Annotated in this window: 18 protein-coding genes; 13 read left to right on the top strand and 5 right to left on the bottom strand. The window is 68.1% G+C overall.

Annotation, left to right across the window (positions count from 1 at the left end):
* Window positions 1-30 precede the first annotated feature (30 nt).
* The 3 genes from AC5WJ1_RS17945 to AC5WJ1_RS17935 all read right to left on the bottom strand — a co-directional run bounded on the left by AC5WJ1_RS17945 (window position 31) and on the right by AC5WJ1_RS17935 (window position 3,299).
* On the bottom strand, window positions 31-711 hold the full coding sequence (locus AC5WJ1_RS17945; RefSeq protein WP_135703845.1) for a hypothetical protein: 681 nt from the start codon (window positions 709-711) through the stop codon (window positions 31-33).
* Window positions 708-2,114, bottom strand: a complete 1,407-nt coding sequence (locus AC5WJ1_RS17940) for a selenium-binding protein SBP56-related protein (protein WP_133095136.1) — start codon at window positions 2,112-2,114, stop codon at window positions 708-710. Before AC5WJ1_RS17940 ends, AC5WJ1_RS17945 begins: the two co-directional genes overlap by 4 nt.
* Before the next feature lie 246 nt (window positions 2,115-2,360).
* Window positions 2,361-3,299 (bottom strand): LysR family transcriptional regulator, encoded by a 939-nt coding sequence (locus AC5WJ1_RS17935; protein ID WP_135703846.1) that lies wholly within the window; start codon window positions 3,297-3,299, stop codon window positions 2,361-2,363.
* A 111-nt stretch (window positions 3,300-3,410) separates the two neighbouring features.
* On the opposite strand from AC5WJ1_RS17935, the gene AC5WJ1_RS17930 reads away from it, so the two are divergent.
* Window positions 3,411-4,151 carry an SDR family oxidoreductase gene (locus tag AC5WJ1_RS17930; protein ID WP_135703847.1) on the top strand — a complete coding sequence of 247 codons (741 nt, stop codon included), beginning with the start codon at window positions 3,411-3,413 and terminating at the stop codon, window positions 4,149-4,151.
* A 60-nt stretch (window positions 4,152-4,211) separates the two neighbouring features.
* Here AC5WJ1_RS17930 and AC5WJ1_RS17925 read toward each other — a convergent pair whose 3' ends face one another.
* Window positions 4,212-4,907, bottom strand: coding sequence for a TetR/AcrR family transcriptional regulator (locus tag AC5WJ1_RS17925; RefSeq protein ID WP_135703848.1), 696 nt, complete (start codon window positions 4,905-4,907; stop codon window positions 4,212-4,214).
* Window positions 4,908-5,195: 288 nt separating this feature from the next.
* Between AC5WJ1_RS17925 and AC5WJ1_RS17920 the strand changes: the two genes are divergently transcribed.
* The 12 genes from AC5WJ1_RS17920 (at window position 5,196) to AC5WJ1_RS17865 (ending at window position 25,556) form a co-directional block, all read left to right on the top strand.
* Window positions 5,196-6,920 carry an AMP-binding protein gene (locus tag AC5WJ1_RS17920; RefSeq protein ID WP_195431631.1) on the top strand — a complete coding sequence of 575 codons (1,725 nt, stop codon included), beginning with the start codon at window positions 5,196-5,198 and terminating at the stop codon, window positions 6,918-6,920.
* 46 nt (window positions 6,921-6,966) lie between these two features.
* Complete coding sequence (locus tag AC5WJ1_RS17915; protein ID WP_135703850.1) at window positions 6,967-8,148, top strand: isovaleryl-CoA dehydrogenase; 1,182 nt, start codon at window positions 6,967-6,969, stop codon at window positions 8,146-8,148.
* Window positions 8,149-8,200: 52 nt separating this feature from the next.
* Entirely contained in the window at window positions 8,201-9,808 is a 1,608-nt protein-coding gene (locus AC5WJ1_RS17910; RefSeq protein WP_135703851.1) for a carboxyl transferase domain-containing protein, read from the top strand.
* A gap of 91 nt (window positions 9,809-9,899) precedes the next feature.
* Complete coding sequence (locus AC5WJ1_RS17905) at window positions 9,900-11,915, top strand: acetyl/propionyl/methylcrotonyl-CoA carboxylase subunit alpha (protein ID WP_494476834.1); 2,016 nt, start codon at window positions 9,900-9,902, stop codon at window positions 11,913-11,915.
* A 22-nt stretch (window positions 11,916-11,937) separates the two neighbouring features.
* The gene (locus AC5WJ1_RS17900) at window positions 11,938-12,804 is read left to right on the top strand and encodes a hydroxymethylglutaryl-CoA lyase (protein WP_494476833.1); all 867 of its coding nucleotides are present in this window, start codon (window positions 11,938-11,940) and stop codon (window positions 12,802-12,804) included.
* Window positions 12,805-13,074: 270 nt separating this feature from the next.
* On the top strand, window positions 13,075-14,964 hold the full coding sequence (locus tag AC5WJ1_RS17895) for a sigma-54-dependent Fis family transcriptional regulator (protein WP_135703854.1): 1,890 nt from the start codon (window positions 13,075-13,077) through the stop codon (window positions 14,962-14,964).
* 248 nt (window positions 14,965-15,212) lie between these two features.
* A complete protein-coding gene (locus AC5WJ1_RS17890) occupies window positions 15,213-16,631 on the top strand; it encodes an aldehyde dehydrogenase family protein (protein WP_133098122.1) in 1,419 nt (472 codons plus the stop codon).
* 200 nt (window positions 16,632-16,831) lie between these two features.
* Window positions 16,832-18,976, top strand: coding sequence for a PQQ-dependent dehydrogenase, methanol/ethanol family (locus tag AC5WJ1_RS17885; RefSeq protein WP_494476832.1), 2,145 nt, complete (start codon window positions 16,832-16,834; stop codon window positions 18,974-18,976).
* Window positions 18,977-19,142: 166 nt separating this feature from the next.
* Window positions 19,143-19,547: a PaaI family thioesterase gene (locus AC5WJ1_RS17880; RefSeq protein WP_133098200.1), complete on the top strand. Its 405-nt coding sequence runs from the start codon at window positions 19,143-19,145 to the stop codon at window positions 19,545-19,547.
* 195 nt (window positions 19,548-19,742) lie between these two features.
* On the top strand, window positions 19,743-20,666 hold the full coding sequence (gene imuA / locus AC5WJ1_RS17875; protein WP_494476831.1) for a translesion DNA synthesis-associated protein ImuA: 924 nt from the start codon (window positions 19,743-19,745) through the stop codon (window positions 20,664-20,666).
* A complete protein-coding gene (locus AC5WJ1_RS17870) occupies window positions 20,599-22,167 on the top strand; it encodes a Y-family DNA polymerase (RefSeq protein ID WP_195427459.1) in 1,569 nt (522 codons plus the stop codon). Before imuA ends, AC5WJ1_RS17870 begins: the two co-directional genes overlap by 68 nt.
* Window positions 22,164-25,556, top strand: a complete 3,393-nt coding sequence (locus tag AC5WJ1_RS17865; protein ID WP_195427458.1) for an error-prone DNA polymerase — start codon at window positions 22,164-22,166, stop codon at window positions 25,554-25,556. The genes AC5WJ1_RS17870 and AC5WJ1_RS17865 overlap by 4 nt, the downstream gene beginning before the upstream one ends.
* Here AC5WJ1_RS17865 and AC5WJ1_RS17860 read toward each other — a convergent pair.
* Window positions 25,550-26,149: a MipA/OmpV family protein gene (locus AC5WJ1_RS17860; protein WP_368671116.1), complete on the bottom strand. Its 600-nt coding sequence runs from the start codon at window positions 26,147-26,149 to the stop codon at window positions 25,550-25,552. The two genes, AC5WJ1_RS17865 and AC5WJ1_RS17860, sit on opposite strands and share 7 nt — an antisense overlap.
* Window positions 26,150-26,223: the final 74 nt, after the last annotated feature.

Genomic DNA, 26,223 nt, shown 5'->3' with positions numbered 1-26,223 from the left:
ATGCCGGGCGGGTGGTTCGGCTCGTCTGCGCTAATGCGGCGATGGCAGCTGGATGCCGCTGAATGCCAGCGCCAGCCCACCGACAAGCACCAGGCTGAGCGCCCACACCACGTCGAGGTTGAACCAGCTGCGCGACACGAATTTAAGCCCGACATAGCGATAGACCAGCCAGGCCACCACGCCCCCGGTGGCGATCAAGGCCGCGGCATGCACGACGGACACGAGCAGCGCCATCGAGACATTGGCGCCCATCAGCGCGGCGGCGGCCTTGTGGCCGGCATCCTCGTCGGCGCGGCACAGCCCGAGATAGATCGGCACCAGCATCAGCCCGGCGCCATGCGCGATTGCCACGGCGAAGGACCATAGCGCCAGGCGCCCCGGCCGAATGCGCGCCAGCGAGCGCGGATGGCGGCGCCAGGCCAGCAGCGCCAGCCCCCAGCCGATCACCAGCAGCCCCGCGGCAAACTGCAGCGGCGCCTGCCAGCGGGCCACCATGGCCAGCACGCCGAACGGCAGCATGACCGCGATCATCGCCAGCAGGTGGCCCAGCGCCAGCCATCCGAGCGCCGACACCACCGCGCGGTCCTGCCGCGCCAGCAACCCGTTCGACACGGCCAGCGGCCATCCCATCGCGGGATTCAGGCCGTGATAGATGCCGCTGGCCAGGACCGCCGACCACAGGCCGGCATGCTCCCAGGAGAACGCCGTCAAGACCGGACCGACGGATAGCAGAACGAGTCAGTCGAGCAGTCGCCGCCTTCCAGCCGCACCTGGTGCGCGCGGTAGCCGTCGGGGAATTCCAGCCAGTAGTCATCGGCCAGCGCCAATCCGCCCTCCGGCTCGGCGCGTCCCATCACCTGCACGCCGGGCACGCCGTCTGGATAGAACTGGTTGTCCCAGGTGGAGTAGAGCGAGTTGGTCCAGTAAACGCGCTTGCCGTCGCGGCTGATCTCGACCATCTGCGGGCCGCCGGCGAAGGTCTTGCCGTTCGGATGCGGCGTGCGCCGTGCAATGCCGCCGAGATGGACCGAGCCCGACAACCGTGGCTTGCGCGGGTCGGTGACGTCGTACTGGCGCATCTCGCCGGTGCCCCAGCACGACACGTACAGGAATTTGTCGTCGAGCGACAGGTCGATGTCGGTGATCAGCGGCGGCACCGCGCCGAAGCCCTGCAGCAACGGCGGCAGCAGGTCGGCCGAGGCCGGCTCGGGCGGGATGGTCGCGGTCTTTTCCGCGTGGAACTTGCCGCCTTCGCGCCACCAGGTCCAGATCGAGCCTTCCAGGTTGGTGGTGTCGACCACCACGCCGACAAAGCCGTATTCCCGCACCGGATCGTGCGCGGGCCTGACTTCCAGCGCCATCTGGTGGTTGGCGCCCAGGTCGATGGTCTGCACATTGCGCCGCGCGCGCAGGTCCCAGAAGTGCAGCTTGTGGCCGTACTTGTTGGAGAGCAGGTCTTCGGCCACCAGGCCGTTCTCGAACTGCGGCGGCAAGGCCCACTCGCTCGACACCATGTAGTCGCGCGGCAGGTTCCACCAGAAGTCGTAGTGCTTCTCCTGCTCGCCGCGGTCGATTTCCCAGCGGCCGAGCACCTCGAAGGTCTCGCAGTCCATGATGAAGATGCCGGGGAACCCGTCGGTGCCGTCCTGCCCCGCGCCGCCGAGCGTGCTGACGTAGATCCCTTCGGGGCCGCAATGCACGGTGTGCGGCCGCGAGTAGCCGGTCTTGCCGATGATCTCGTCCGGCTCGATGATCTTGTGGATGCGCGCCTGCGTGGGATGCGGCTTGGTGTCGACGATATAGATGCGCGACGAGCGCATGCCGGGAATGATCAGGTAGCGCCGCTCCAGGAACGCGTGGCCGGTCAGCGGCGACAGCGCGGAGGAACAGGCATTCCAGCCGAAGTGGTGCAGCTCGTCGCCCTTGTTGGTCATCGGCACGGTATGCACCACCGTGCTGTAGGTGGGCGAGCCGGGCTTGACGTCGATCACGGCCAGTGCGTCGGGGCGCGAGCCGTCGGGGCTCAGCAGCAGGGTGTAGGCGAATTCTTCCGGCGGTGCGCTCATCGCGAGCTGGGGCGACGGGTAAAACGTGGGATCCGGCCGCATGTTCATGGTTAGCCCTCCTTGTTCTACGCCGGTCACATGCCGCGAGATCGCGCAGGCCGGCATGGCAGCGTCCGCGCACGGAAGTGGACTTCAAGCGTACTTAGCCTAGGTCGTTCTCTATCCCTAGTCAAACGGGCCGGCACGCCGCCGCAGGGCCGTTCTCGTCACGCTGGAGATGCGTGGCGCGTGGGCATGCGCCGGCCGCACGCGACTCAATGCGACTTGGCGCGCTTTAGCGTGCCTTGGCGCGGCTTAACGCACCGGCCGGATGCCGGCATCAAAGCGCGCCGCCAGCCCGTGGTCGCGGAACGCCGCTACCACGAAGTCGATGAACACGCGCGTCTTCGGCGGCAGCAGCGTCTTGTTCGGGTAGTACAGCGAGATCGGCCCGTTGTCGGCATGCCATCCGGGCAGCAGGCGCACCAGCGCACCGCTTTCCAGCCATCGCGCCGCATGCGGCGTCGGCAGCAGGGCCACGCCGTAGCCGAGCATGGCCGCGTGCGCCATTGCCTCGGGGTCGTCGAAGATCATGCGCGTGCGCTGCGTGACCGGTGCTTCTTCGCCCGACTCGCTGCGCAGCGTCCAGGTGCGCAGCCGGCCGGTCGGGCCCGAGCGCCGCACGATGCCGTCCAGCGCGGCCAGCTCGCCGGGGTGGCCCGGCATGGGCCTGCCCGCCATATAGGCGGGCGATGCGGTCGCGACGATGCAGGTCCGCGCCAGTTCGCGCGCCACCACGCCGTCGGTCAGTTCGATGCCGCCGCCGATGGCCGCGTCAAAACCGTCCTGGATCAGCTCCGCGGGGCGGTTGTCGAAATGCCAGTCCGGCACGATCGCCGGATAGCGCTGCAGGAACTCGCCCAGCAGCGGCACCAGGTGTTCGCGGCCGAAGGCGAGGGCCATGCTGACCTTGAGCGTGCCCGCTGGCTTGCCGGCGTCCTGCGAGGCGCTGGCAAAGGCATCGCGCAAGGTCGAGAACGGGCCCGAGACCTGCCGCAGGAACTGCTCGCCGCTGGCGGTCAGCGTCAGCTGGCGCGTGCTGCGCTGGAACAGCCGCAAGCCCAGGTGCGACTCCAGCCGCGCCACGTTCTTGCTGACCGCCGCTGGCGTCATGCCGAGCTGGCGTGCCGCCGCCGAAAAGCTGCCGGCTTCGGCACTCCGGACAAAGGATTCGAGCAGGTTCAGGGCTTCCATGGCCTCAGCTTATACCAACGGTTGAAAAAGCTGATGCCGGCTTGTGGCTAGCGAAGGGGCAATCCGCGAACGATACTGGGTTTGCCAACCAACCATTTCCCGGAGCATTCCATGGCCACCCTGACAGGAAAAACTGCATTCGTTACCGGCGGCGCCCGCGGCATCGGCGCGGCAATCGTGCGCCGGCTGGCGCGCGAAGGCGCCGCCGTCGCCTTCACCTACCAGAGCTCCGCGGCCGGCGCCAACGCGCTGGCGGAGGAAGTGGAAGCCTCCGGCGGACGCGCGCTGGCGTTTCAGGCCGACGCCGCGGACGCCGCCGCGCTGACCCGCGCCATCGACGACGCTGCGCGCCAGTTCGGCAAGCTTGACATCCTGGTCAACAACGCCGGCGTGCTGCGGCTGGGATCGGTAGAGACCCTGTCGCTGGAAGACTTCGACGAGACCCTGGCCGTCAATGTGCGCGCGGTGTTCGTGGCGGCCAGGGCGGCGCTGACGCACATGGGCGAGGGCGGCCGCATCATCAACATCGGCAGCACCAATGCCGAACGCATGCCGTTCCCCGGCGGCAGCGCGTATGCAATGAGCAAGTCCGCGCTGCTGGGGCTGGTGCAGGGCATGGCACGCGACCTGGGGCCGCGCGGCATCACCGTGAACAACATCCAGCCGGGACCGACCAATACCGACATGAACCCGGAAGCGGGGGATTTCGGCGCGGCGCTGCATAGCCTGATGGCGTTGCAGCGGCATGCCACGCCGGAGGAGATTGCCGGCATGGTGGCTTATGTCGCGGGTCCTGAAGCGGGCTTTGTCACAGGCGCCAGCCTGATGATCGACGGCGGTTTCAGCGCCTGAGCGCCAGGCAAGTAAGCCTTACGCACGCCAGCCAGCACGCCGGCCCCACGCCGGCGTGCCTCAGTCTTTCGTCGCCTTGCGCAGTGCCGCGCTGACCTCGCCGTAGAAGCCCCGCAGCTTCTCCAGCTCCAGGTCCACCGGCTGCAGCGCCGGCCACAGCAGCGCCACCATGTCACGCGCGGTCTTCTCGATATCGACCTCGCGCTGCCGCGCGATCGCATCCCACAGGATGTGTTCCATCGGCCCCAGGATGGCCGAGCGCAGCAGGCTCAGCGGCAGGTCGCCACGGATCTCGCCATTGCTGCGCGCCCGCGCCAGCAGATCCATCAGCGGCGCCGTATAGCGGCGCTGCAGCGGCAGGAACACCTCGCCCAGCCCGGGCCCCTTGGCCCGGCCTTCCGACAGCACCAGCGCGCACAGCCCGGTCCCCTGGATCAGGAACAGGCGCAGGTGCGTCTTCACGTAGAACTCCAGCTGCGCCTTGGTGGGCTGGCCGTGCGGCATGCCCTGTTCCAGCGTGCTGATGATCTCGTCGTACCAGTCTTCGATCACGCGCACGCACAGCTCGCGCTTGCCGTGGAAATAGGTAAAGACCGTCCCCTCGGAGACGCCCAGGCGCTGGGCGATCTCGGTGGTGGTGGCGCGCTCGTAGCCAAGCTCGGCGAACACGTCGCGGCTCACGCGCAGGATGTCGCGGATGCGCTGCTCGGCCTTGGCTCCGGCGGGAACGCGGCGCCGGGAACTGGTGTCTTCCATGTTGTCGGGGGTGTGGACGTCGGTCTCGTGGCGAGGATTATAGTGCGCCGCTCGCCAAAACTTGAGTAAAGCTCAAAATTAATATTGCGTTCTGCCTCCCGAGCGTGTACTTTTCACTCGTCGGCGCCACAGGCCGCACCGGCGGGCGAGGGCAGGTGCCGAAGGATTTAAGGGATTTCCCTGATGTGATGTCCCGCCAGCCCATCAAAGACAATGACCACGGCGTGAATTGAGTGATACTCACAAAACGCCGGGCGCACGGAACGCCACCGAGCTTTGGAGACCAGTATGACGATGCAGGGCGAGTCCCAATCCACCATCCTGCCCCTGGGCGGGCTGTCGCATGTACGAGGCGAAACCAATATCCCTCTGTCCGAGCAGACGGTGCCGGAGCTGCTGGCGCAGACCGTCGCCCGCTTTGCGCAGCGTGACGCGGTCGCCTTCCGCGAGCAGGGCGTGCGCTGGACCTGGCAGCAGTTCGCCGAGGCCATCGATGCGCTGGCGGCGGGGCTGCACGCGCTCGGCCTGGTCCGTGGCGACCGCGTCGGCATCTGGTCGCCCAACCGCGTGGAATGGGTGGTGACGCAGTTTGCCACCGCGCGGCTCGGGCTGGTGCTGGTCAATATCAACCCGGCCTACCGGCTGTCCGAGCTGGAGTACGCGCTGAACAAGGTTGGCGTCAAGGCCATCGTCGCGGCCGAGGCGTTCAAGACCTCGCGCTACCTGGAGATGCTGCAGGCGCTGGCTCCGGAACTCGCTACCAGCGAGCCGGGAGCGCTGCAGGCCGCGCGGCTGCCGTCGCTGCGCTGGGTGATCCGCATGGGCGCGGGCGAGACCCCGGGCATGATCCGCTATGACGACGTGGTGGCGCGTGGCGCCGGCGTGGGCCGCGAATCGCTCGACGCCATCACCGCGCAGCTCGACCGCAACGACCCGATCAACGTGCAGTTCACCAGCGGCACCACTGGCGCGCCCAAGGGCGCCACGCTGACGCACCGGAACATCGTCAACAACGCGCGCTTTATCGCCATGGCGATGCGCTTTACCGAGCAGGACAAGCTGTGCATCCCGGTGCCGTTCTACCACTGCTTCGGCATGGTGCTCGCGGTGCTGGCGTGCGTCTCGACCGGCGCAGCGATGGTGTTCCCGGGCGAAGCCTTCGAGCCGGAAGCCACCATGCAGGCCGTCAGCGAGGAACGCTGCACCGCGCTGCACGGCGTGCCGACCATGTTTATCGCGCAGCTCGACCATCCGCGCTTCGGCGACTATGACTTCTCTTCGCTGCGCACCGGCATCATGGCCGGCTCGCCGTGCCCGATCGAGACCATGAAGCGCGTGGTATCGCAGATGCATATGTCCGAGGTGACGATTGCCTACGGCATGACCGAGACCAGCCCGGTCTCGTTCCAGAGCAGCACCACCGATCCGCTGGACAAGCGCACCACCACCGTCGGCCGCATCCAGCCACACCTGGAAGTCAAGGTGGTCGATGCCACCGGCGCCACGGTGCCGGTGGGCGAGAAGGGCGAGCTGTGCACGCGCGGCTACTCGGTGATGCTCGGCTACTGGGACGACGAAGCCCGCACCGCCGAAACCATCCGCGATGGCTGGATGCATACCGGCGATCTCGCCACCATCGATGAAGAGGGCTACTGCAATATCGTCGGCCGCGTGAAGGACATGCTGATCCGCGGCGGCGAGAACATCTACCCGCGCGAGATCGAGGAATTCCTGTTCCGCCATCCCAAGGTCCAGGCCGTGCAGGTGTTCGGCGTGCCGGACCAGAAGTACGGCGAGGAAGTGTGCGCGTGGATCGTGCTCAAGCCGGGCGAAAGCGCCACCGAGGAAGAGATCCGCGAGTTCTGCCGCAACCAGATCGCCCACTACAAGATCCCGCGCTACATCCGCTTCGTGAACGAGATGCCCCTGACGGTGACCGGCAAGGTGCAGAAGTTCGTGATGCGCGACCAGATGGTGCGCGACCTGAACCTCAGCGAATCCAAAACGGCCTGATCCCCACGCCGACATCGATTACCAGAACTTTCAAGACAACACTGCCATGACTACCTTGCCCGGCCTGAAATTCGACCTCGGCGAAGACATCGAGATGCTGCGCGATTCCGTGCGTACCTGGGCCCAGGCCGAACTGGCCCCGCGCGCGGGGGAGATCGACCGCACCGACCAGTTCCCGATGGACGCCTGGAAGAAGATGGGCGACCTCGGCGTGCTCGGCATCACCGTGGCCGAGGAATACGGCGGCGCCAACATGGGCTACCTGGCGCACATGATCGCGATGGAAGAGATCAGCCGCGCCTCGGCGTCGGTGGGCCTGTCGTACGGCGCGCACTCGAACCTGTGCGTGAACCAGATCCACCGCAACGGCACGGCCGCGCAGAAGGCGAAGTACCTGCCCAAGCTGGTGTCGGGCGAATGGATCGGCGCGCTGGCGATGAGCGAGCCCAACGCCGGCTCCGACGTGGTCAGCATGAAGCTGCGCGCGGAACTGAAAGGCGACCGCTACGTGCTCAACGGCACCAAGATGTGGATCACCAACGGCCCGGACTGCGACGTGCTGGTGGTTTACGCCAAGACCGAGCCCGAGCTGGGCGCGCGCGGCATGACCGCCTTTATCGTCGAGAAGGGCATGAAGGGCTTCTCCGTGGCGCAGAAGCTGGACAAGCTGGGTATGCGCGGCTCGCACACCGGCGAGCTGGTGTTCGAGGACGTGGAGGTGCCGGCCGAGAACATCCTCGGCGCCGAGAACAGCGGCGCCAGGGTGCTGATGAGCGGGCTGGACTACGAGCGCGCCGTGCTGTCGGGCGGCCCGGTCGGCATCATGCAGGCGTGCATGGACGTGGTGACGCCGTATATCCACGACCGCAAGCAGTTCGGCCAGAGCATCGGCGAATTCCAGCTGATCCAGGGCAAGGTGGCCGACATGTACACCACGCTGCAGGCGGCGCGCAGCTACCTGTACACGGTCGGCAAGAACCTGGACGCGCTCGGCAGCGACCACGTGCGCCAGGTGCGCAAGGACTGCGCCGCGGTGATCCTGTACACGGCCGAGAAGGCCACCTGGATGGCGGGCGAGACCGTGCAGATCCTGGGCGGCAACGGCTATATCAACGAATACCCGGCCGGGCGCCTGTGGCGCGACGCCAAGCTGTACGAGATCGGCGCCGGCACGTCTGAGATCCGCCGCATGCTGATCGGCCGCGAGCTGTTCGCGGAAACGATGTAAGCCCACCACGCGATGGCTGCACCCTACAACGAACCGACTGGCCGAGGCTGATATGGCGGCAATTGAGACAAAGCTGAACGCGCGTTCCGAAGCGTTCAAGACCAACGCGCAGGCAATGCAGGCACTGGTTGCCGACCTGGAAGCAAAGATCGCGAAGCTGGCGGAAGGCGGCGGCGAGGCCGCGCGCGACAAGCACCTGTCGCGCGGCAAGCTGCTGCCGCGCGACCGCGTGCAGCAACTGCTCGACCCGGGCACGCCGTTCCTGGAGCTGTCGCAGCTTGCCGCCTACGACATGTATGACGATGCCGCGCCGGGCGCGGGCATCATCACCGGTATCGGCCGCGTGGCCGGGCAGGAGTGCGTGATCGTCTGCAACGACGCCACCGTCAAGGGCGGCACGTATTATCCGATGACGGTCAAGAAGCATGTGCGCGCGCAGGAGATCGCCGAGCAGAACAACCTGCCGTGCATCTACCTGGTCGATTCCGGCGGCGCCAACCTGCCCAACCAGGACGACGTGTTCCCCGACCGCGACCACTTCGGCCGCATCTTCTACAACCAGGCCAACCTGTCCAAGCAGGGCATCCCGCAGATCGCGGTGGTGATGGGCTCGTGCACCGCCGGCGGCGCGTACGTGCCGGCGATGAGCGACGAGTCGATCATCGTCAAGAACCAGGGCACTATCTTCCTGGGCGGCCCGCCGCTGGTGAAGGCCGCCACCGGCGAGGAGGTGAGCGCCGAGGACCTGGGCGGCGCCGACGTGCATACGCGCCTGTCCGGCGTGGCCGACTACTTCGCGCAGAACGACCACCACGCGCTGAGCCTGGCGCGCAATATCGTGCAGCACCTGAACCGCCGCAAGCCGGACCAGATCCGCCTGCACGAGCCGGTCGAGCCGCTGTACCCGGTGGAAGAACTGTATGGCGTGATCCCCACCGACACGCGCAAGCCCTATGACGTGCGCGAGGTAATCGCGCGCATCGTCGACGGCTCCGAGTTCGACGAATTCAAGGCGCGCTACGGCACCACGCTGGTGTGCGGCTTTGCGCGCATCTGGGGCTACCCGGTCGGCATCGTCGCCAACAACGGCATCCTGTTCTCGGAGTCGGCGCTGAAGGGCGCGCACTTTATCGAGCTGTGCTGCCAGCGCAAGATCCCGCTGGTGTTCCTGCAGAACATCACCGGCTTCATGGTGGGGCGCAAGTACGAGAACGAAGGCATCGCCCGCAATGGCGCCAAGATGGTGACCGCGGTGGCGACGGCGCAGGTGCCCAAGTTCACGGTGATCATCGGCGGCTCGTTCGGGGCCGGCAACTACGGCATGTGCGGGCGTGCCTATTCGCCGCGCTTTTTATGGATGTGGCCGAACGCGCGCATCTCGGTGATGGGCGGCGAGCAGGCGGCGAGCGTGCTGGCGACGGTGCGCCGCGATGGTATCGAAGCGAAAGGCGGCAAGTGGAGCGCGGAGGAAGAGGATGCGTTCAAGCAGCCGATCCGCGACCAGTACGAGCACCAGGGCCACCCGTACTACGCCAGCGCGCGGCTGTGGGACGACGGCGTGATCGATCCCGCGCAGACGCGCACGGTGCTGGGGCTGGGCCTGTCGGCCAGCCTGAACGCGCCGATCGAGGACATGAAATTCGGCGTGTTCCGCATGTAATTCGGCATGTAATTCGGCATGTAAGCCTGCCCTCCAGGCATCCCAGAATCGTATTCAAGAACGCTCCCCGCGAGGAGCGAAAGGCGAAGTCATGTTCACCAAAGTCCTGATCGCAAACCGCGGCGAGATCGCCTGCCGCGTGGCCGCCACCTGCCGCCGGCTCGGCATCCGCACCGTCGCGGTGTACTCGGATGCCGACGCCGATGCCCGCCACGTCGCCTTCTGCGACGAGGCCGTCCATATCGGCGGCGCCGCCGCGCGCGACAGCTACCTGCGCGCCGACCACATCATCGAGATGGCGAAGGAGACCGGCGCCCAGGCGATCCACCCGGGCTACGGCTTCCTGTCCGAGAACGAAGCCTTCGCCGAGGCCTGCGCCGCGGCGGGGCTGGTCTTTATCGGCCCGCCGGCCTCCGCGATCCAGGCGATGGGCAGCAAGAGCGCGGCCAAGCAGCTGATGGAAAAGGCGTCGGTGCCGCTGGTGCCCGGCTACCACGGCGAAGACCAGGACCCGGTGCTGCTGCGCCGCGAGGCCGACCGCATCGGCTACCCGGTGCTGCTCAAGGCCAGCGCGGGCGGCGGCGGCAAGGGCATGCGCGTGGTCGAGTCGGGCGATGGCTTCGAGGCCGCGCTGGCGTCGGTCAAGCGCGAGGCCAGCGCCAGCTTCGGCGACGACAAGGTGCTGGTCGAGAAGTACCTGACCCGTCCGCGCCACATCGAGATCCAGGTGTTTGCCGACACCCACGGCAACTGCGTCTACCTGTTCGAGCGCGACTGTTCGGTGCAGCGCCGGCACCAGAAGGTGCTGGAAGAGGCGCCCGCGCCGGGCATGACCGAAGAACGCCGCCGCGCTATGGGCGAGGCCGCCGTGGCCGCCGCCAAGGCGGTGGGCTATGTCGGCGCCGGCACGGTAGAGTTCATCGCCAACCAGGACGGCTCCTTCTACTTCATGGAGATGAACACGCGCCTGCAGGTCGAGCATCCGGTCACCGAGATGATCACCGGACAGGACCTGGTCGAATGGCAACTGCGCGTCGCCGCCGGCGAGCCGCTGCCGCTGACGCAGCAGCAACTGCGCATCGACGGCCACGCGCTGGAGGCGCGCATCTACGCCGAGAACCCCGACAAGCAGTTCCTGCCCTCCACCGGCACGCTGCGCTTCCTGCGCACGCCGCCTGCGGTGCAGTTCATGCGTGGCGAGGACGCCCATGGCCCGGCCGGCATCCGCATCGATGCCGGCGTGCGCGAGGGCGACACCATCAGCCCGTACTACGACCCGATGATCGCCAAGCTGATCGTCTGGGGCAAGGACCGGGACGAGGCGCTGGCGCGGATGCGGCAGGCGCTGGCGGCGTATCACGTGGTCGGACTGTCGACCAACGTCGCCTTCCTGCAGCGGCTGGTGTCGTCGCAGGCGTTCCGCACGGCGGATCTCGACACCGGGCTGATCGAGCGCAACGAGAGCGAGCTGTTCCCGCAGCCCGAGCCGATCGGTATCGACACCGTCGCGCTGGCGGTCGCCGCGCTGCTGGACCGCGAGGCGCGCGAACTGCGCATCGACGCTGCCGACCGGCATTCGCCATGGACTCACGGCGGCGCCTGGCGGCTCAACAGCGGCGCGTCGCGGCAACTGCGCTTCGGCTATGGCGACCAGGTGCTCGACGTGACGCTGCAGGTCAATGCGCGCGGCAGCACGCTGGCCTACGCCGGACAGTCCGTGCCGTTCTCCGCGGTATGCAAGGCCGACGATATCCGAATCGACCTCGGCACGCGCCGCGTGCATGGACATGTTCATGCTGAGGCGGACGACTTCCACGTGTTCTCCGCGGGCCGCCAGGTGCTGCTGGGCTGGATCGATCCGCTGTCCCACGCCGGCGAGGCCGAAGGCGAGGGCGGCAAGCTGACCGCGCCGATGCCGGGCAAGGTCATCGCCGTGATGGTCGAGGCGGGCAGCACGGTCACGCGCGGCACGCCGCTGCTGGTGATGGAAGCAATGAAGATGGAACACACCATCAGCGCGCCGGCCGACGGCGTGGTCAGCGAAGTGCTCTACGGTGTTGGCGAGCAGGTCACCGAAGGCGCCCAGTTGCTGGCGTTCGGTACCTGATACTTTTACGGAGATCCGGCAGATGCATGCGGACAAGGTCAAGGTCGTTGAAGTCGGCCCGCGCGACGGCCTGCAGAACGAGAAGAATCTGATCCCCACCGAGACCAAGGTGGCGTTGATCGACCAGCTCACCGACGCGGGCTTTCCCAATATCGAAGTGGCATCGTTCGTCTCGCCGAAGTGGGTGCCGCAGATGGCTGACGGAGCGCAGGTCATGGCCGCGATCAGGCGGCGCCCCGGCACCATCTACTCCGCGCTGACGCCGAACATGAAGGGCCTGGAAGGCGCGCTTGCAGCAGGCGCCGACGAGGTCGTGATCTTCGGCGCGGCCAGCGAGGCGTTCTCGCAGAAGAACATCAACTGCTCGATCGCCGAGTCGATGGCGCGCTTCGAGCCCGTTGCCGCGGCCGCCAAGGCCAAGGGTGTGCGCCTGCGCGCCAGTGTGTCGTGCGCGCTCGGTTGCCCTTACCAGGGCGAGGTGCCGGTCGATGCCGTGGTCGACGTGGTGCGGCGCATGCGAGAGCTGGGCTGCGACGAGATCGATATCGCCGACACCATCGGCGTGGGCACGCCAGACAAGGTAAAGATCGTGATGCTGGCCGCGGCCACCGAATTCCCGCTGGCGCAGCTGTCCGGGCATTTCCACGACACGTATGGCCATGCCCTGGCCAACGTCGAGGCGAGCCTGGAAGCCGGCATCCGCATCTTCCATGCTTCCGTAGCCGGGCTTGGCGGGTGCCCGTATGCGAAGGGCGCGACCGGTAATGTGGCGACCGAGGCTTTGCTGCAGCGTCTGGCGAGCCTGGGGATGGAGACGGGGGTTGATCTGGATAAGGTCATTGCCGCTGCCGAACTGATTTCCAGGGCTATTGGCAAGCCAGTACTCTAGTAGCGCGGGCTTCCCTCGATGCCGGGCGCTTGTCTCATATTGAGACACCGCCTGCATCAACCTGAGACAGCCCTGGCCAAACCTGCCACGCAACGCTTGAATTCGCCCGGGGGCTCTCTTAAAGTACCTTTCCAGTTCGCGCCGCCACCACCGCAGCACAGTCCGGCGCGCATAGATGACCCGGCCGCAACGACGGCCAGGCGTGCCACGGCATCGCCGCAGACCGCCGCCTCGCGGCACCGCGCGACGCCGACCACTGGAGACAAGGCAATGCCCCCTGCACCGACAAGCCTGCTGTGCGATGCCAACGTCGCGCGGCGGGACTTCCTCGATGGCAAGGATGTCCCCGCCGGCTTGGTGTCCGACCTGATCGTGCGTTCGTGGCAGCGTGCCGCGCGTGCGGGCGTGCGTCCCGAGCAGCGCATGCTGTTTTCGGATGTCATCACGCACAGCGAAGTCCGCCGCAGCGAAGAAGAGAACCGGACCCTGATCGAACTGGCCGGCGCCGACATGGAAGTGCTGGCCGGCGCCTTTCCGTCGCAGCAGTGGATCGTGCTGTGTACCAATGCCGAAGGCGTGATCGTGTCCTCCCACGGGCGCCTGGGCGCTGGGCCTGGCGGGCCGTCGCCGCTGCAGCATGGCCGGCGCATCTGCGAGACCGGCATCGGCACCAACGCACCCGGCTGCTTGCTGGCGGAGGGCGGCAGTGCCGTCGAAATCCGTCGCGGCGAGCATTTCCTGCACGAACTGGTCGACGTGGTCTGCGCGGCCGCGCCGATCTATGACTGCCATGACCGCCTGATCGGCGTGCTCGATATCACCGGCTTCGGCGTCGACTTGCCGGCCTACGCGATCAACCATGTGCGCGCGGCGGCCACGTCGATCGGCAATCGCACCTTTGAGCGGCTGCCCGGTTGCTGCATCGTGCGCCTGCACCACGACCGCCGCATGCTGCATACGCCGGCGGAAGGCATCGTGGCGGTGTCCGCCGACGGCGTGATCGTGGCGGCAAACCATACCGCCCGCGATATGCTGCGGCTCGGCAGCGCCGAGATCGGCGCGATCGATCTCGGCAGCGTCTTTGCCGAAGGCATGCATGGCCCCGGAGGCGCGGTGCAAAGCGTCGTGCGCACGGTCGCCGGCGCGCGCCTGCATGTCTCGGCGAGCGAAACCCAACGTGCGCGTTCCCGTGGCGCCACGCCACGCGCCGAGGACGCCGGTCCGCTGGCCGGCCACCTCATTGCCGATGCCACGCTGGCGCGCGCCTTCGACAAGGCCAGCATGGCGGTCGGCGCGCAGGTGCCGGTGATCCTGCTGGGCGAGACCGGCACCGGCAAGACCATGCTGGCGCGCGCGCTGCATGAGGGCAGCCGGCCGGACGGCAACTTTGTCTCGATCAACTGCTCGGCTATTCCCGAAGGGCTGGCCGAAGCCGAGCTGTTTGGCTATGCCGACGGCGCCTTTACCGGCAGCCGCCGCGGCGGCTGCGCGGGCAAGATCGAGCAGGCCAACCATGGCACGCTGTTCCTCGACGAGATCGGCGACATGCCGCTGGCACTGCAGACCCGGCTGCTGAGCGTGCTGCAGGAGCGCTGCGTCACGCGCGTCGGCGCGGCCAAGCCGATCCCGGTCGACCTGTCGGTGATCTGCGCCACGCACCGCAGCCTGCCGGAACTGGTGCGGCAGGGCGCCTTCCGTGAAGACCTGTATTTCCGCATCAACGGCATGGCGATCCGCGTTCCGGCGTTGCGCGACCGCACCGACCTGCCCGAGCTGATCGCGGCGATGCTGCAGACGCTGGCGCGCGGCCGGCGCAAGGCGCTCGATGCCGATGTGATGGCGCTGCTGATGTCGCATGCCTGGCCCGGCAATGTGCGCGAGCTGCACCAGGTGCTGCGCACTGCGGTGGCGCTGTCTGGCCTCAGCGAGGAAATCCGGCGCGAGCACCTGGACGAAAGCTGGCTGGATGCTGCAACGCGCGTGGCAGTGACTGACATCCTGCCCGCGGCGGGCCAGCCGATGCTGCTGGCGCAGGCGCAGGACGCGCTGATCCAGCGCACCCTCGACGAGCTCAGCGGTAACCGCTCCGAAGCCGCGCGCGCGCTCGGCATCTCGCGCGCAACGCTGTACCGCAAGATGGCGCGCGCCAAGATCCGCTAGACCGGTCCGCCGATCCCTCATGACCCCCGCCCGCCACGCCGTGGCGGCGGGGGTTTTTCCTTGATGGCGTGTCTTGCCTGTATCGAGACATTGGATCAGATTGCGACACACAGGGGCAGCGTCGCAACCACGCTGCCATGCGCAACTGGCGCAAAGACAAGCGCAGGTGCGCGATTTGTGCGCCAGGCACGCCGCTTGCGTTGCAGGGCATCGCATTCCAACCAGGGAACAACATGAGGAGACAAGCGATGCACGGCAATGCAGGACTGCTGATCAACGGAAAAATCGTGCAGGGCAGCGCCACGCTCGACGTGGTCAACCCCGCCACCGGCAAGGTGTTCACCACGGTGTCGCGCGCCACCGAGCGCGAGGCTGCTGCGGCGGTCGCCGCCGCCAAGGCCGCGCAGCCGGGCTGGGCCGCGCTGGAACTGCCGCAGCGGCGCGCGCTGCTGCTGCGCTTCGCCGACGCGCTGCACGGCAACGCGGAGGACCTGGCCGCCACGCTGGTGCTGGAGCAGGGCAAGCCGCTGGCCGAGGCGCGTCAGGAACTGCAGTTCGCCGAAGCCTTCGTGCGCCATATCGCCGGGCTGGAGCTGCCGGTATCGCTGGTGCAGGACGACGCCACCCACCGCATCGAGCTGCACCACAAGCCGCTGGGTGTGGTGGCCGCCATCGCGGCATGGAATTTCCCGGTGCTGATCGCTGCCTACAAGCTCGCGCCGGCGCTGCTGATGGGCAATACCGTGGTGCTCAAGCCCGCGCCGACCACACCTGTGGCAACGCTGCAGCTTGGGGCGATCCTGTCCGACCTGCTGCCGCCGGGCGTGGTCAACATCATCACCGATGCCAATGACCTGGGCAGCTACCTGACTTCGCACCCCGACGTGGCCAAGGTCTCGTTCACGGGCTCGACCGCGACCGGCAAGAAGGTGATGGCAAGCGCCGGCCCGGGGCTGAAGCGCATCACGCTGGAACTGGGCGGCAACGACGCGGCCATCGTGCTCGACGATGCCGACGTGGCGGAAATCGCGCCGAAGATCTTCGGCAGCGCTTTCTACAACTGCGGGCAGGTATGCCTGGCGCTGAAGCGGCTGTACGTGCATGCGTCGGTCCATGACGCGCTGTGCGACGCGCTGGCCGACCTGGCCGGGCGCACGGTGGTAGGCAATGGCGCGGAAGCAGGCGTCACGATGGGCCCGCTGCAGAACGCCATGCAGTACGACAAGGCCGGCCGCTTCCTGGCCAGCGCGCGCCGCGACGGCAAGATCCTGGCGGGTGGCGCCTTGCTCAAGGGCGATGGCTACTTCGTCGCCCCGACCATCGTGCGCGACCTGACCGACCAGAGCGAGCTGGTGACCGAGGAGCAGTTCGCGCCGATCCTGCCGGTGCTGAAGTTCGACAGCATCGACGAGGCCGTGGCGCGCGCCAACGGTACGCCGTATGGGCTGGGTGGCTCGGTGTGGTCCAGCGACGAAGAGCGCGCCTATGGGGTGGCGTGGCGTCTCGACGTGGGTACGGCATGGGTCAACCACCACCTGCATTTCGGCCCGCACATCCCGCTGGTGGGCGCCAAGGAGTCCGGCGTCGGCGTGGAATTCGGGCCGGAAGGGCTGGCCGAGTATGCGCAACTGAGCGTGATCAATATCGCGCGCGCGCAGGCCTGCTGACGCGGCCACGCCCGCTGCGCGGCGGGCGACACAGGCAAGAAGAAAACCGGAAGTCGCGCAGCGCGACCGCGTCTATGCGGGTGGCAACGGCGTCGCCGGCGGCAACCTGGATTCGGACGTAGGCATTATTCGCTATGGGCGCTTCATGGAGGTCGGTGTTCTGACACGCCAAATCAATTAAGAAGACAGAGGAGACCAAGATGCATAGCAACAAGCAACGCCTGCTGGTGAGCATGGTGGCCGCGGCCAGCGTGGCGCTGCCGGCGCCGATGGCATTCGGCGCCGAAGGCAACGCCGCTCCCCGCCCGGCAAAAAAGGCGCACAAGCCGGCGAACGCCGCCGCGCGCGTGGACGGCGCCGCAATCCGCGCCAACGAGGCCGGCACGCCGAACTGGCCCAGCTACGGCCTGGATTACGCCGAGACCCGCTTCAGCAAGCTCGAGCAGGTCAACGCGGGCAACGTCAAGGACCTGGGGCTGGCCTGGTCCTACGACCTGGAATCGACGCGCGGCGTGGAGGCGACGCCGCTGGTGGTCGATGGGGTGATGTACGTCTCCGCACCGTGGAGCGTGGTGCATGCCATCGACGCGCGCACCGGCAAGCGCCTGTGGACCTACGACCCGCAGGTACCGCGCGACCAGGCCTACAAGGGCTGCTGCGACGTGGTCAATCGCGGCGTGGCGCTGTACCAGGACAAGGTCTTCGTCGGCGCGTTCGACGGCCGGCTGGTGGCGATTGATGCCGCCACCGGCAAGAAGGTGTGGGAGCAGGACACCATCGTCGATCGCAGCAAGTCCTATACGATCACCGGCGCGCCGCGCGTCTACAAGGGCAAGGTGATCATCGGCAACGGCGGCGCAGAGTACGGCGTGCGCGGCTACATCACCGCCTACGATGCCGAGACCGGCAAGCAGCAATGGCGCTGGTACACGGTTCCGGGCGACCCCGCCAGGCCCTTCGAGAACGAAGCCATGGCAAAGGCCGCGGCCACCTGGGACCCCAGCGGCAAGTACTGGGTCAACGGTGGCGGCGGCACGGTCTGGAACACCATGGCGTTCGACCCCGGCCTGAACCTGATGTACATCGGCACCGGCAACGCCGGCCCGTGGAGCCGCAAGCTGCGCAGCCCGAAGGGCGGCGACAACCTCTACGCGGCCTCCGTGGTGGCGCTGAACCCGGACACTGGCGAATACGTCTGGCACTACCAGGAAACCCCGGGCGACAACTGGGACTACACCTCGACGCAGGACATCATCCTGGCCGACCTGAAGATCGACGGCCAGCCGCGCAAGGTGATCCTGCACGCGCCCAAGAACGGCTTCTTCTTCGTGATCGACCGGACCAATGGCAAGTTCATCTCGGCCAAGAACTTCGTCGACGTCAACTGGGCCTCGGGCTATGACAAGGACGGCCGGCCGATCGAGACGCCGCAGTCGGACACTTCGGGCAAGCCGGCGGATATCGTGCCGGGGCCGTTCGGCGCGCACAACTGGCATTCGATGTCGTTCCACCCGAAGCTGGGGCTGGCCTTTATCCCGGCGCAGCACGTGCCGCTGACGCTGGCCGACAACAAGGAGTGGGCCCACAACCAGAAGGACTCTCCCGAGGCGCATCGCGGCGTGGGCTGGAACTTGGGCATGCTGGTCAATGCCGAGCCTCCCAGGAGCAAGCCGATGGGGCGGCTGATCGCGTGGGACCCGCTGGCGCAGAAGGCGGTATGGCACCAGGACCATGCCGGCCCGTGGAACGGCGGCACGCTCGCGACCGCCGGCAACCTGGTGTTCCAGGGCACGGCGGACGGGCGGCTGGTGGCGTATCACGCCGGCACCGGCGAGAAGCTGTGGCAGGCGCCGACCGGCTCCGGCGTGGTGGCGGCGCCGGTGACCTACCTGCTCGACGGCAAGCAGTATGTGTCGGTGGCGGTGGGCTGGGGCGGCGTGTATGGCCTGAGCCAGCGCGGCAGCGACAGGCAGGCGCCGGGACGGGTCTACACCTTTGTGCTCAACGGCAAGAAGCCGATGCCCGAGTCGGCGCCCTACGCGATGGCGCCGCTGCTGAGCGGGGTGAAATACGACCCGGCCAAGGTCGCCGACGGGCAGAAGCTCTACGTCAACAACTGCGTCTTCTGCCATGGCGTGCCGGGTGTCGACAAGGGCGGCAATATTCCCAACCTGGCCTATGTCGGCGCGCCGATGATCGAGCACCTGGACAAGATCCTGTTCAACGGGCCGTTGGTGCAGAAGGGCATGCCGGATTTCACCGGCAAGCTGACGGCGGAGGACGTGGTCAAGATCCAGGCATTTATCCAGGGCACCGCCGACGCGGTGCGGCCGAAGAAGCCCTGACGGAAGTGCGCGCGCGGGCCGGCACTGGCCCGCGCGCTTCGTGCACGCCAAAGTGGCTGTTCGCCAAATCGGAATTGTTTGGGGCCGCGAATCGCGAGGAAATACCGCCTGGACAAATTTAGCCGTGGTGAGCAGTGAAATGAAAATCCAAGCAACGGAAATCGTGATGGAGGGTGGCGCCGGCGGCGGTTTCTCTCTCGACAATCCCGCCCTCGAAAGCATCGGTGTCCGCATCACGCAGTGGCGCCCCGATTACGTGGAGCTTGAACTGCCGGTCACGTCCAGCATGCTGAACCGCAGCCGCGTGGTCCATGGCGGCACGATCTGCACGCTGCTGGACGCCGCCACCGGCTATGCCGGCCTATTCTCGGCGCCGGGCGAGGCGGCGCGGCATGCGGTGACGCTGTCGCTGACTTCCAACTTCCTGAGCAACGGCACGGGCAGTGTGTTGACGGCCAAGGGCACCGTCGATCGGCGCGGGCGCTCGATTTTCTTTTCGCGTGCCGAGGTCTGGCTTGACCAGGAGTTGCTGGTGGCGACCGGCGTTGCCACGATGAAATACCTGAAGTAGGCCCACGGGGCGTTCGCGCCCCTTTCTCTTCTTCGGAGGCGGAGCCCGTCCGCCCGATCCGTTCCTCCGGTGCTCCGCGCACCACCCTGGCATCCTTCGCGCGTCTACCCCTTGCGCTTGCCTCGATACTGTATAAATATACAGTTATCGTAAATATCCTATTTCCTCGCTTCCCGCGAGCGACACCGACTTCACATGCCTGCGCAATCGTACGCAGCCCCGCCCATGGCGGCGGAGGGCGTTCTTTTCCCTGCGCCGACGCCGGCCAGGTCCGCAGCCCCGGCAGCCCCGGCAGCCCACGCTACCCGGCAGCAGGCGCTGTCGGCGCTCGAGCAGCGCTATCCCGGCCTGTGGCGCGCCGGCCAGCTTGGCCGTGCCGGCAGCGCCGCGGTGTGCCCGACCGGGTATGACGCGCTCTCGGCCGAACTGCCGGGCGGCGGCTGGCCGGCGGGCGGACTGACCGAACTGCTGACCACGCAGGGCGGCGCGGGCGAACTGCGCCTGCTGCTGCCGGCGCTGCGCGTGCTGGCCGGGGCAGGGCGCCGCATCGCGCTGGTGGCGCCGCCTTGCTTGCCCAATGCCATGGGCCTGGCCGCGGCCGGCCTGCCGGCGCGCCAGCTGTACTGGCTGCGCCCGCCAGCCGGCGCGGCCAAGGCTGCGCAACAGGCCGACATGCTGTGGGCGGCCGAGCAGGTGCTGCGCAGCCAGGCCTTCGGCGGCGTGCTGGTGTGGCTGCCCGCGGCCCGGCCCGAGGCGCTGCGCCGGCTGCAGGTGCTGGCCCAAGCCGGCGACGCGGTGGTGTGGGCGCTGCGCCCGGCCGCGGCGCTGCGCGAGTCGTCGCCGGCGGTGCTGCGCCTGCTGCTGGCGCCGCAGCCTGGCAATGTGCTGTCGATCACCTTCCACAAGCGACGCGGGCCGGTGCGCGATACGCCGTTGCTGCTGCGCCTGGGCGGGATGGAGGCAGCCATGCGCACGGCCGCCTGGCCCGTGCCCGCCGGCGCCCCGGCCGCCGCGCCTTCCGTTGTGTCTTCGTCTTCTCAGTCTTCTACCGATGCCGTACTGGATCGCGGTGCACCTGCCGCGCCTGCCCCTGGACGCACTGCAGCCCAACTGGCCTGAGCCGGCTGCCTCCAGCCCATCCTCCGTCACCGGCACGCTGCACCATGCGCTGCCGGTGGCGGTGATGGCGCAGGAGCAGGTGGTGCTGGCCAACGGTCCCGCGATGCAGCTGGGCGTGCGCTACGGCATGCGCCGCGGCGGCGTGCAGGCGCTGTCGGCGGACATCGTGCAGCTGGAACGCGACCTGGTTGCGGAAGAGGCGCTAATGGAAACGGTGGCGCTGGCGCTGCTGCGCTTCACGCCGGCCGTGACCTTCGACGAGGAACCGGAAGCGGCCACCGTGATGCTCGACGTCACCGCCAGCCTGCGCCTCTTTGGCGGCCACCGCGCGCTGTGCCGCGCGGTGCGCGCCTGCGTGCGCCAGCTCGGCACCATTGCCCAGGTGGGCAGCGGCCCGACCGCGCACGGCGCCGCCTGGCTGGCGCGCCAGCCGCTGCGGCGCACCCGCCGCGGCGTGGTGCGGCCCGCGCGCCGGGCGGTGGGCATGGCGCGGCTGCACCGGCTGCTCGACCGCCTGCCGGTCGAGGCGCTGCACACGCTGGCCGACCCGGCCTGGCTCGACGGCATCGGCTGCCGCACGCTGGGCGAGGTGCGGCGCCTGCCGCGCGCCGGCCTGACCCGGCGGCTGGGCCCGGCGCTGCTGGCGCGGCTGGACCAGGCCTATGGCGAGGCCCCGGCGCGCTTTGCCTGGTACGCGGCGCCGCCCACGTTCGCGCAGCGCATGGACCTGCCCGGGCGCATCGAATCCGCCGAAGGCGTGCTGGCCGGCGCGCAGCGCCTGCTGCTGGCGCTGGCCGGCTGGCTGGCGCTGCTGCAGGCCGGCGTCACGCGCTGCGCGCTGGTGCTGGAGCATGAGCGCTACCGGCGCGGCGTCGATACCGAAGGGACGCCGGTCGCGCTCGGCCTCGCCCAGCCCAGCCGCGATCCCGCGCACCTGTCGCGGCTGCTGCGCGAAAAGCTCGACAAGCTCAACTTCCACGCCCCGGTCACCGGCCTGGCGCTGCGCGTGGAAGCGATGCAGGCCTGCGTGCCGCAGAGCGACGCGCTGTTCCCAGAGCCCGGCGGCTCGCCGGAAGACCTGGGCCGCCTGCTCGATACGCTGATGGCGCGGCTGGGCCGTGACAACGTGCTGCAGCCGCGGCCCTTGGCCGACCACCGTCCCGAGCGCGCCAACCGCTGGGTGCCGGTCGACGAACCGCAGCCCGGTGGCAAGGCTGGCGGCATGCCCGGCCCGCTGCCGGAGCGCCCGCTGTGGCTGCTGCCGCAACCGCTGCCGCTGCCGGTGCAGCAGCACCGCCCCAGCCACGGCGGGCCGCTGGCGCTGCTGAGCCGGCCCGAGCGCATCGAGGCCGGCTGGTGGGACGGTGCATTAGCCACGCGCGATTACTTCATCGCCGAGCGCGCCGACGGCCTGCGCTGCTGGATCTATCGCGAGCGCCCCGGCCACGGCGCGGACGAGGGCAGCGAGTACCGCTGGTTCCTGCACGGGCTGTTCGCATGACGCCGGTGATCCCTTCGCTGCCCGGCCTGCTGCCGGCGCTGCCGGACTACGTGGAGCTGCACTGCATCTCCAACTTCACCTTCCTCACCGGCGCCTCGCACCCGGGCGAGCTGATCGAACGCGCCTTCGGCCTGGGCTACCGCGGGCTGGCACTGACGGATGAATGCTCGGTGGCCGGCACCGCGCGCGCGCACGATGCGATCCAGACGCTGCGCAAGCGCCTGCACGACGCGGTGGCACGCAGCGCGGCGCGCGGCGCGGAGGCGGACATCGACGAGCCGCTGCTCGATCCCGAAGGCGACGCCGATACCGGCGAGGACGACCCTGCCGCGCACGCCAGCCGCCACCAGCGGCTGCAGGCGCTGGCCGCCGCCGCCGACGGCTTCGCGCTGCTGATTGGCAGCCGCTTCAGCCTGCCGCCTGCGGATCGCTCCGACCGCCCCGACCGCCCCCCGCTGCGGCTGGTGCTGATCGCCCGGCACCGCGACGGCTTCGGCAACCTGTCCGAGCTGATCACGCTGGGCCGCCGCCGCGCGCAGAAGGGCAGCTACCGGCTGCACCCCGAGGACATCGCCGCGCCGACCGGCGACGAAGCCCACCTGCGCGGCATGCCGGGCTGCCTGGCGCTGCTGCTGCCCGACTATTGCGCCGATCCCGAGCTGCTGCGCGAACAGGCGCAGTGGTGCCGCGACGTCTTCGGCGAGCGCGCATGGATCGCACTGGAACTGCTGCAAGGCCATGCCGACGGCTTGCACCGCGCGCGCCTGGAAGCCGTGTCGGCGCAGACCGGCGTGCCGCTGGCCGCCGCCGGCGCGGTCACCATGCACGTGCGCTCGCGCAAGCCGCTGTCGGACGTGATGACCGCGATCCGGCTCGGCCAGCCGCTGGCCGAATGCGGCATGGCGCTGGCGCCCAATGCCGAGCAGCACCTGCGCATGCGCCAGGTGCTGTCGCGCCTGTACCCGCGCGATGCGCTGGCGCAGACGCTGAAGATTGCCGCGCAGTGTGATTTCTCGCTGGGCATGCTGCGTTATGAATATCCCGAGGAGCTGGTGCCGCCGGGCTTCACGCCGATCTCTTACCTGCGCGAGGAAGTGAAGCGCGGCAAGGCCGAACGTTTTCCCAATGGCTTGAAGCCGGAATGGGAAAAGCAACTGGAGGAAGAGCTGCAGCTGATCGAGGAAAAACAGTACGAGCCCTTCTTTCTCACCGTGCACGACATCGTGCGCTTTGCCCGCGCCAACGGCATCCTGTGCCAGGGCCGCGGTTCGGCCGCCAACTCGCTGGTGTGCTTCTGCCTGTATGTGACCGAGGTCAGTCCCGAGCAGGCCAATCTGCTGTTCGGCCGCTTCCTGTCGCGCGAGCGCGATGAGCCGCCCGATATCGACGTCGACTTCGAGCACCAGCGGCGGGAGGAGGTGATCCAGTACATCTACCAGAAGTACGGCCGCCACCGTGCTGCGCTGGCGGCGTCGCTGATCACTTACCGTTCGCGCAGCGCGCTGCGCGACGTTGGCCGCGCGCTGGGCATCGACGCCAGCGTGGTCGAGCAGGTGGTCAAGGGCCAGGCCTGGTGGGACGGCCCCGGCTTCGTGGAGAAGATCGCGCGCTACGGGCTCGATCCCGACTCGCCGGCAGTGCAGCAGTGGGCCAGCCTGACCGCGCAGCTGCGCGGCTTTCCGCGCCATCTGTCGCAGCACGTGGGTGGCTTCGTGATTGCGCGCCACAAGCTGTCGCGGCTGGTGCCGATCGAGAATGCGGCCATGGCGGACCGCAGCGTGATCCAGTGGGACAAGGATGATCTGGAATCGCTGGGCCTGCTCAAGGTCGATGTGCTGGCGCTGGGCATGCTGTCGGCGATCCGGCGTGCGCTGGAGATGATCCCCAACCCTGACAAGACGCGTGCGGGCTTGCCGGCGCGCATGGAAGACATCCCCAAGGAAGACCCGGAAACCTACGACATGATCTGCAAGGCCGACACCATCGGCGTGTTCCAGATCGAATCGCGCGCGCAGCAGTCGATGCTGCCACGATTGCAGCCACGCGCGTATTACGACCTGGTGGTGGAAGTGGCGATCGTGCGCCCCGGCCCGATCCAGGGCGGCATGGTCCACCCTTACCTGAAGCGGCGCGAGGCGTTCCGCTTGACGAAGAAGCCGCCGGTCTACTTCAACGCCGTGATCGAGAAGGTGCTGGGCCGCACGCTGGGCGTGCCGATCTTCCAGGAGCAGGTGATGCAGCTGGCCATCGACGCAGCCGGTTTCTCGCCGGGACAGGCCGACCAGCTGCGGCGCTCGATGGCCGCGTGGCGCAGGCGCGGCGACCTGCGCCAGCACCAGGACGCGCTGGTGCGCGCGCTGACCGGCAATGGCTATCCGGAATCGTTTGCGCTGGCGATCTGCAAGCAGATCGAGGGGTTTGGCGAATACGGCTTCCCGGAGAGCCATGCGGCCAGTTTTGCCAAGCTGGTGTATGTCAGCTCGTGGCTCAAATGCCACCATCCGGCGGCTTTCCTGTGCGCGCTGCTGAACAGCCAGCCGATGGGATTCTATTCGCCGTCGCAGCTGGTGCAGGATGCGCAGCGGCATGATGTGGTGGTCTTGCCGGTGGACGTCACGTCGAGCCGGTGGGAAAGCACGCTGGAGCCGGTGGAGGCCGATGCCGCGCAAACGCATCCGCGCGTGCGCCTCGGCCTGAGCCGCGCCAAGGGCATGCGCGAGGAGGCCGCGCGGCGGATCGAGGATGCGCGTGCGCAGCGTGCGTTCGACAGTGTGGAAGACCTGGCGCTGCGTGCCGCGCTGGATCGGCATGATATCGACGTGCTGGCCGCTTCAGACGCGTTGGCGCCGCTTGCGGGTCATCGTCGGCAGGCGCGGTGGCAGGCACGCGCGGCGGCCGAGCATGCGGCGCACCGCGATCTGCTGTACGAGGCGCCGCCGGCGGAAGATGCGCTCGTGCTGCCCGCGCCGCGGCTGGGAGAGGATGTGACGGCGGACTACGCCAGCCTCGGGCTCTCGCTCAAGTCGCATCCGCTGGCGTTGTTGCGGGACAGGTTGAAGGCGATGCGGTTTGCTACCGCGAGTCAGCTGCAGCGCTGTGGCAATGGGCGGCGGGTGAGGGCTTGCGGGATTGTCACGGTGCGGCAGCGGCCTGCTACGGCCAGTGGAACTATTTTTGCGACGATCGAGGATGAGACTGGTACGGTCAATCTGATCTTATGGCCGGATCTGGTGGAAAGGCAGCGGAAGGAGGTGTTGGGGGCTACGTTGCTGGGGGTAGTGGGGACCTGGCAGCGGCAGGGGGACGTGCGGCACCTTGTGGCTAAGGAACTGGTGGATCTTAGTCCTTTGCTGGGGAGGTTGATGGTGGGGAGTCGGGATTTTCATTGAGGTCTTTGTTTTTTTGTTTTTTGTCCTGCGGCCTGCATCTGGTAGATATTTGATATGCCCTGGTTTCGCCCCTTTAGGCCGCCGAGGCTGCGGCGCGCGTCGATGCGCAGCACCAGCGGGAATTCCCTGGACACGGCGTATTCCGCAAACAGCTTGCCTTCCGGCGCGGGATTGATATTGCCCATGCCATCCGGGTGCGGCGATTCGTTTTGCCCGCGCCGGCCAAAGTTGTACGACAGCGCAATGCCGGCGCGCCAGTTCTTGCCGCGCAGCACGTTGACACCAATCCCTTCGCCGATCATTGCAAAGGCCAGGTCACGGTAGCAGATATCAATGCTGGGACCGCCCACGAAGATATATTCGGACGACCCGTCATAGCGCGGCCGTACCATGGCCGCGGCGCCCAGTCGAACCTGCCAGTCCGGGATGTCGTCCTCGAACAGTTTCTGCAGCGGGACGCCGGCGGAGAATTGCCATTCAGCCAGAGGCGCCGGGGTCTGGGGGCACGCCGCGGCGGGAAAGAGCGCTGCGCAAGAAGCCGCCAGCAGGGCGGCGAGGCACGGGGACGGACGCTTCAGGGTGGGGACGTTCACGGCAGCCTCCAGGCCCGCGGCGCGGACAGACAGGTCGCGGGCACTGCCCCGTGGCGACATCTCTCCATCGGAAG

The sequence above is a fragment of the Cupriavidus sp. MEYA8 genome, assembly GCF_059278825.1.
The sequence above is the reverse complement of the archived record's forward strand: the minus strand, read 5'-3'. Positions and strand labels throughout refer to the sequence as shown.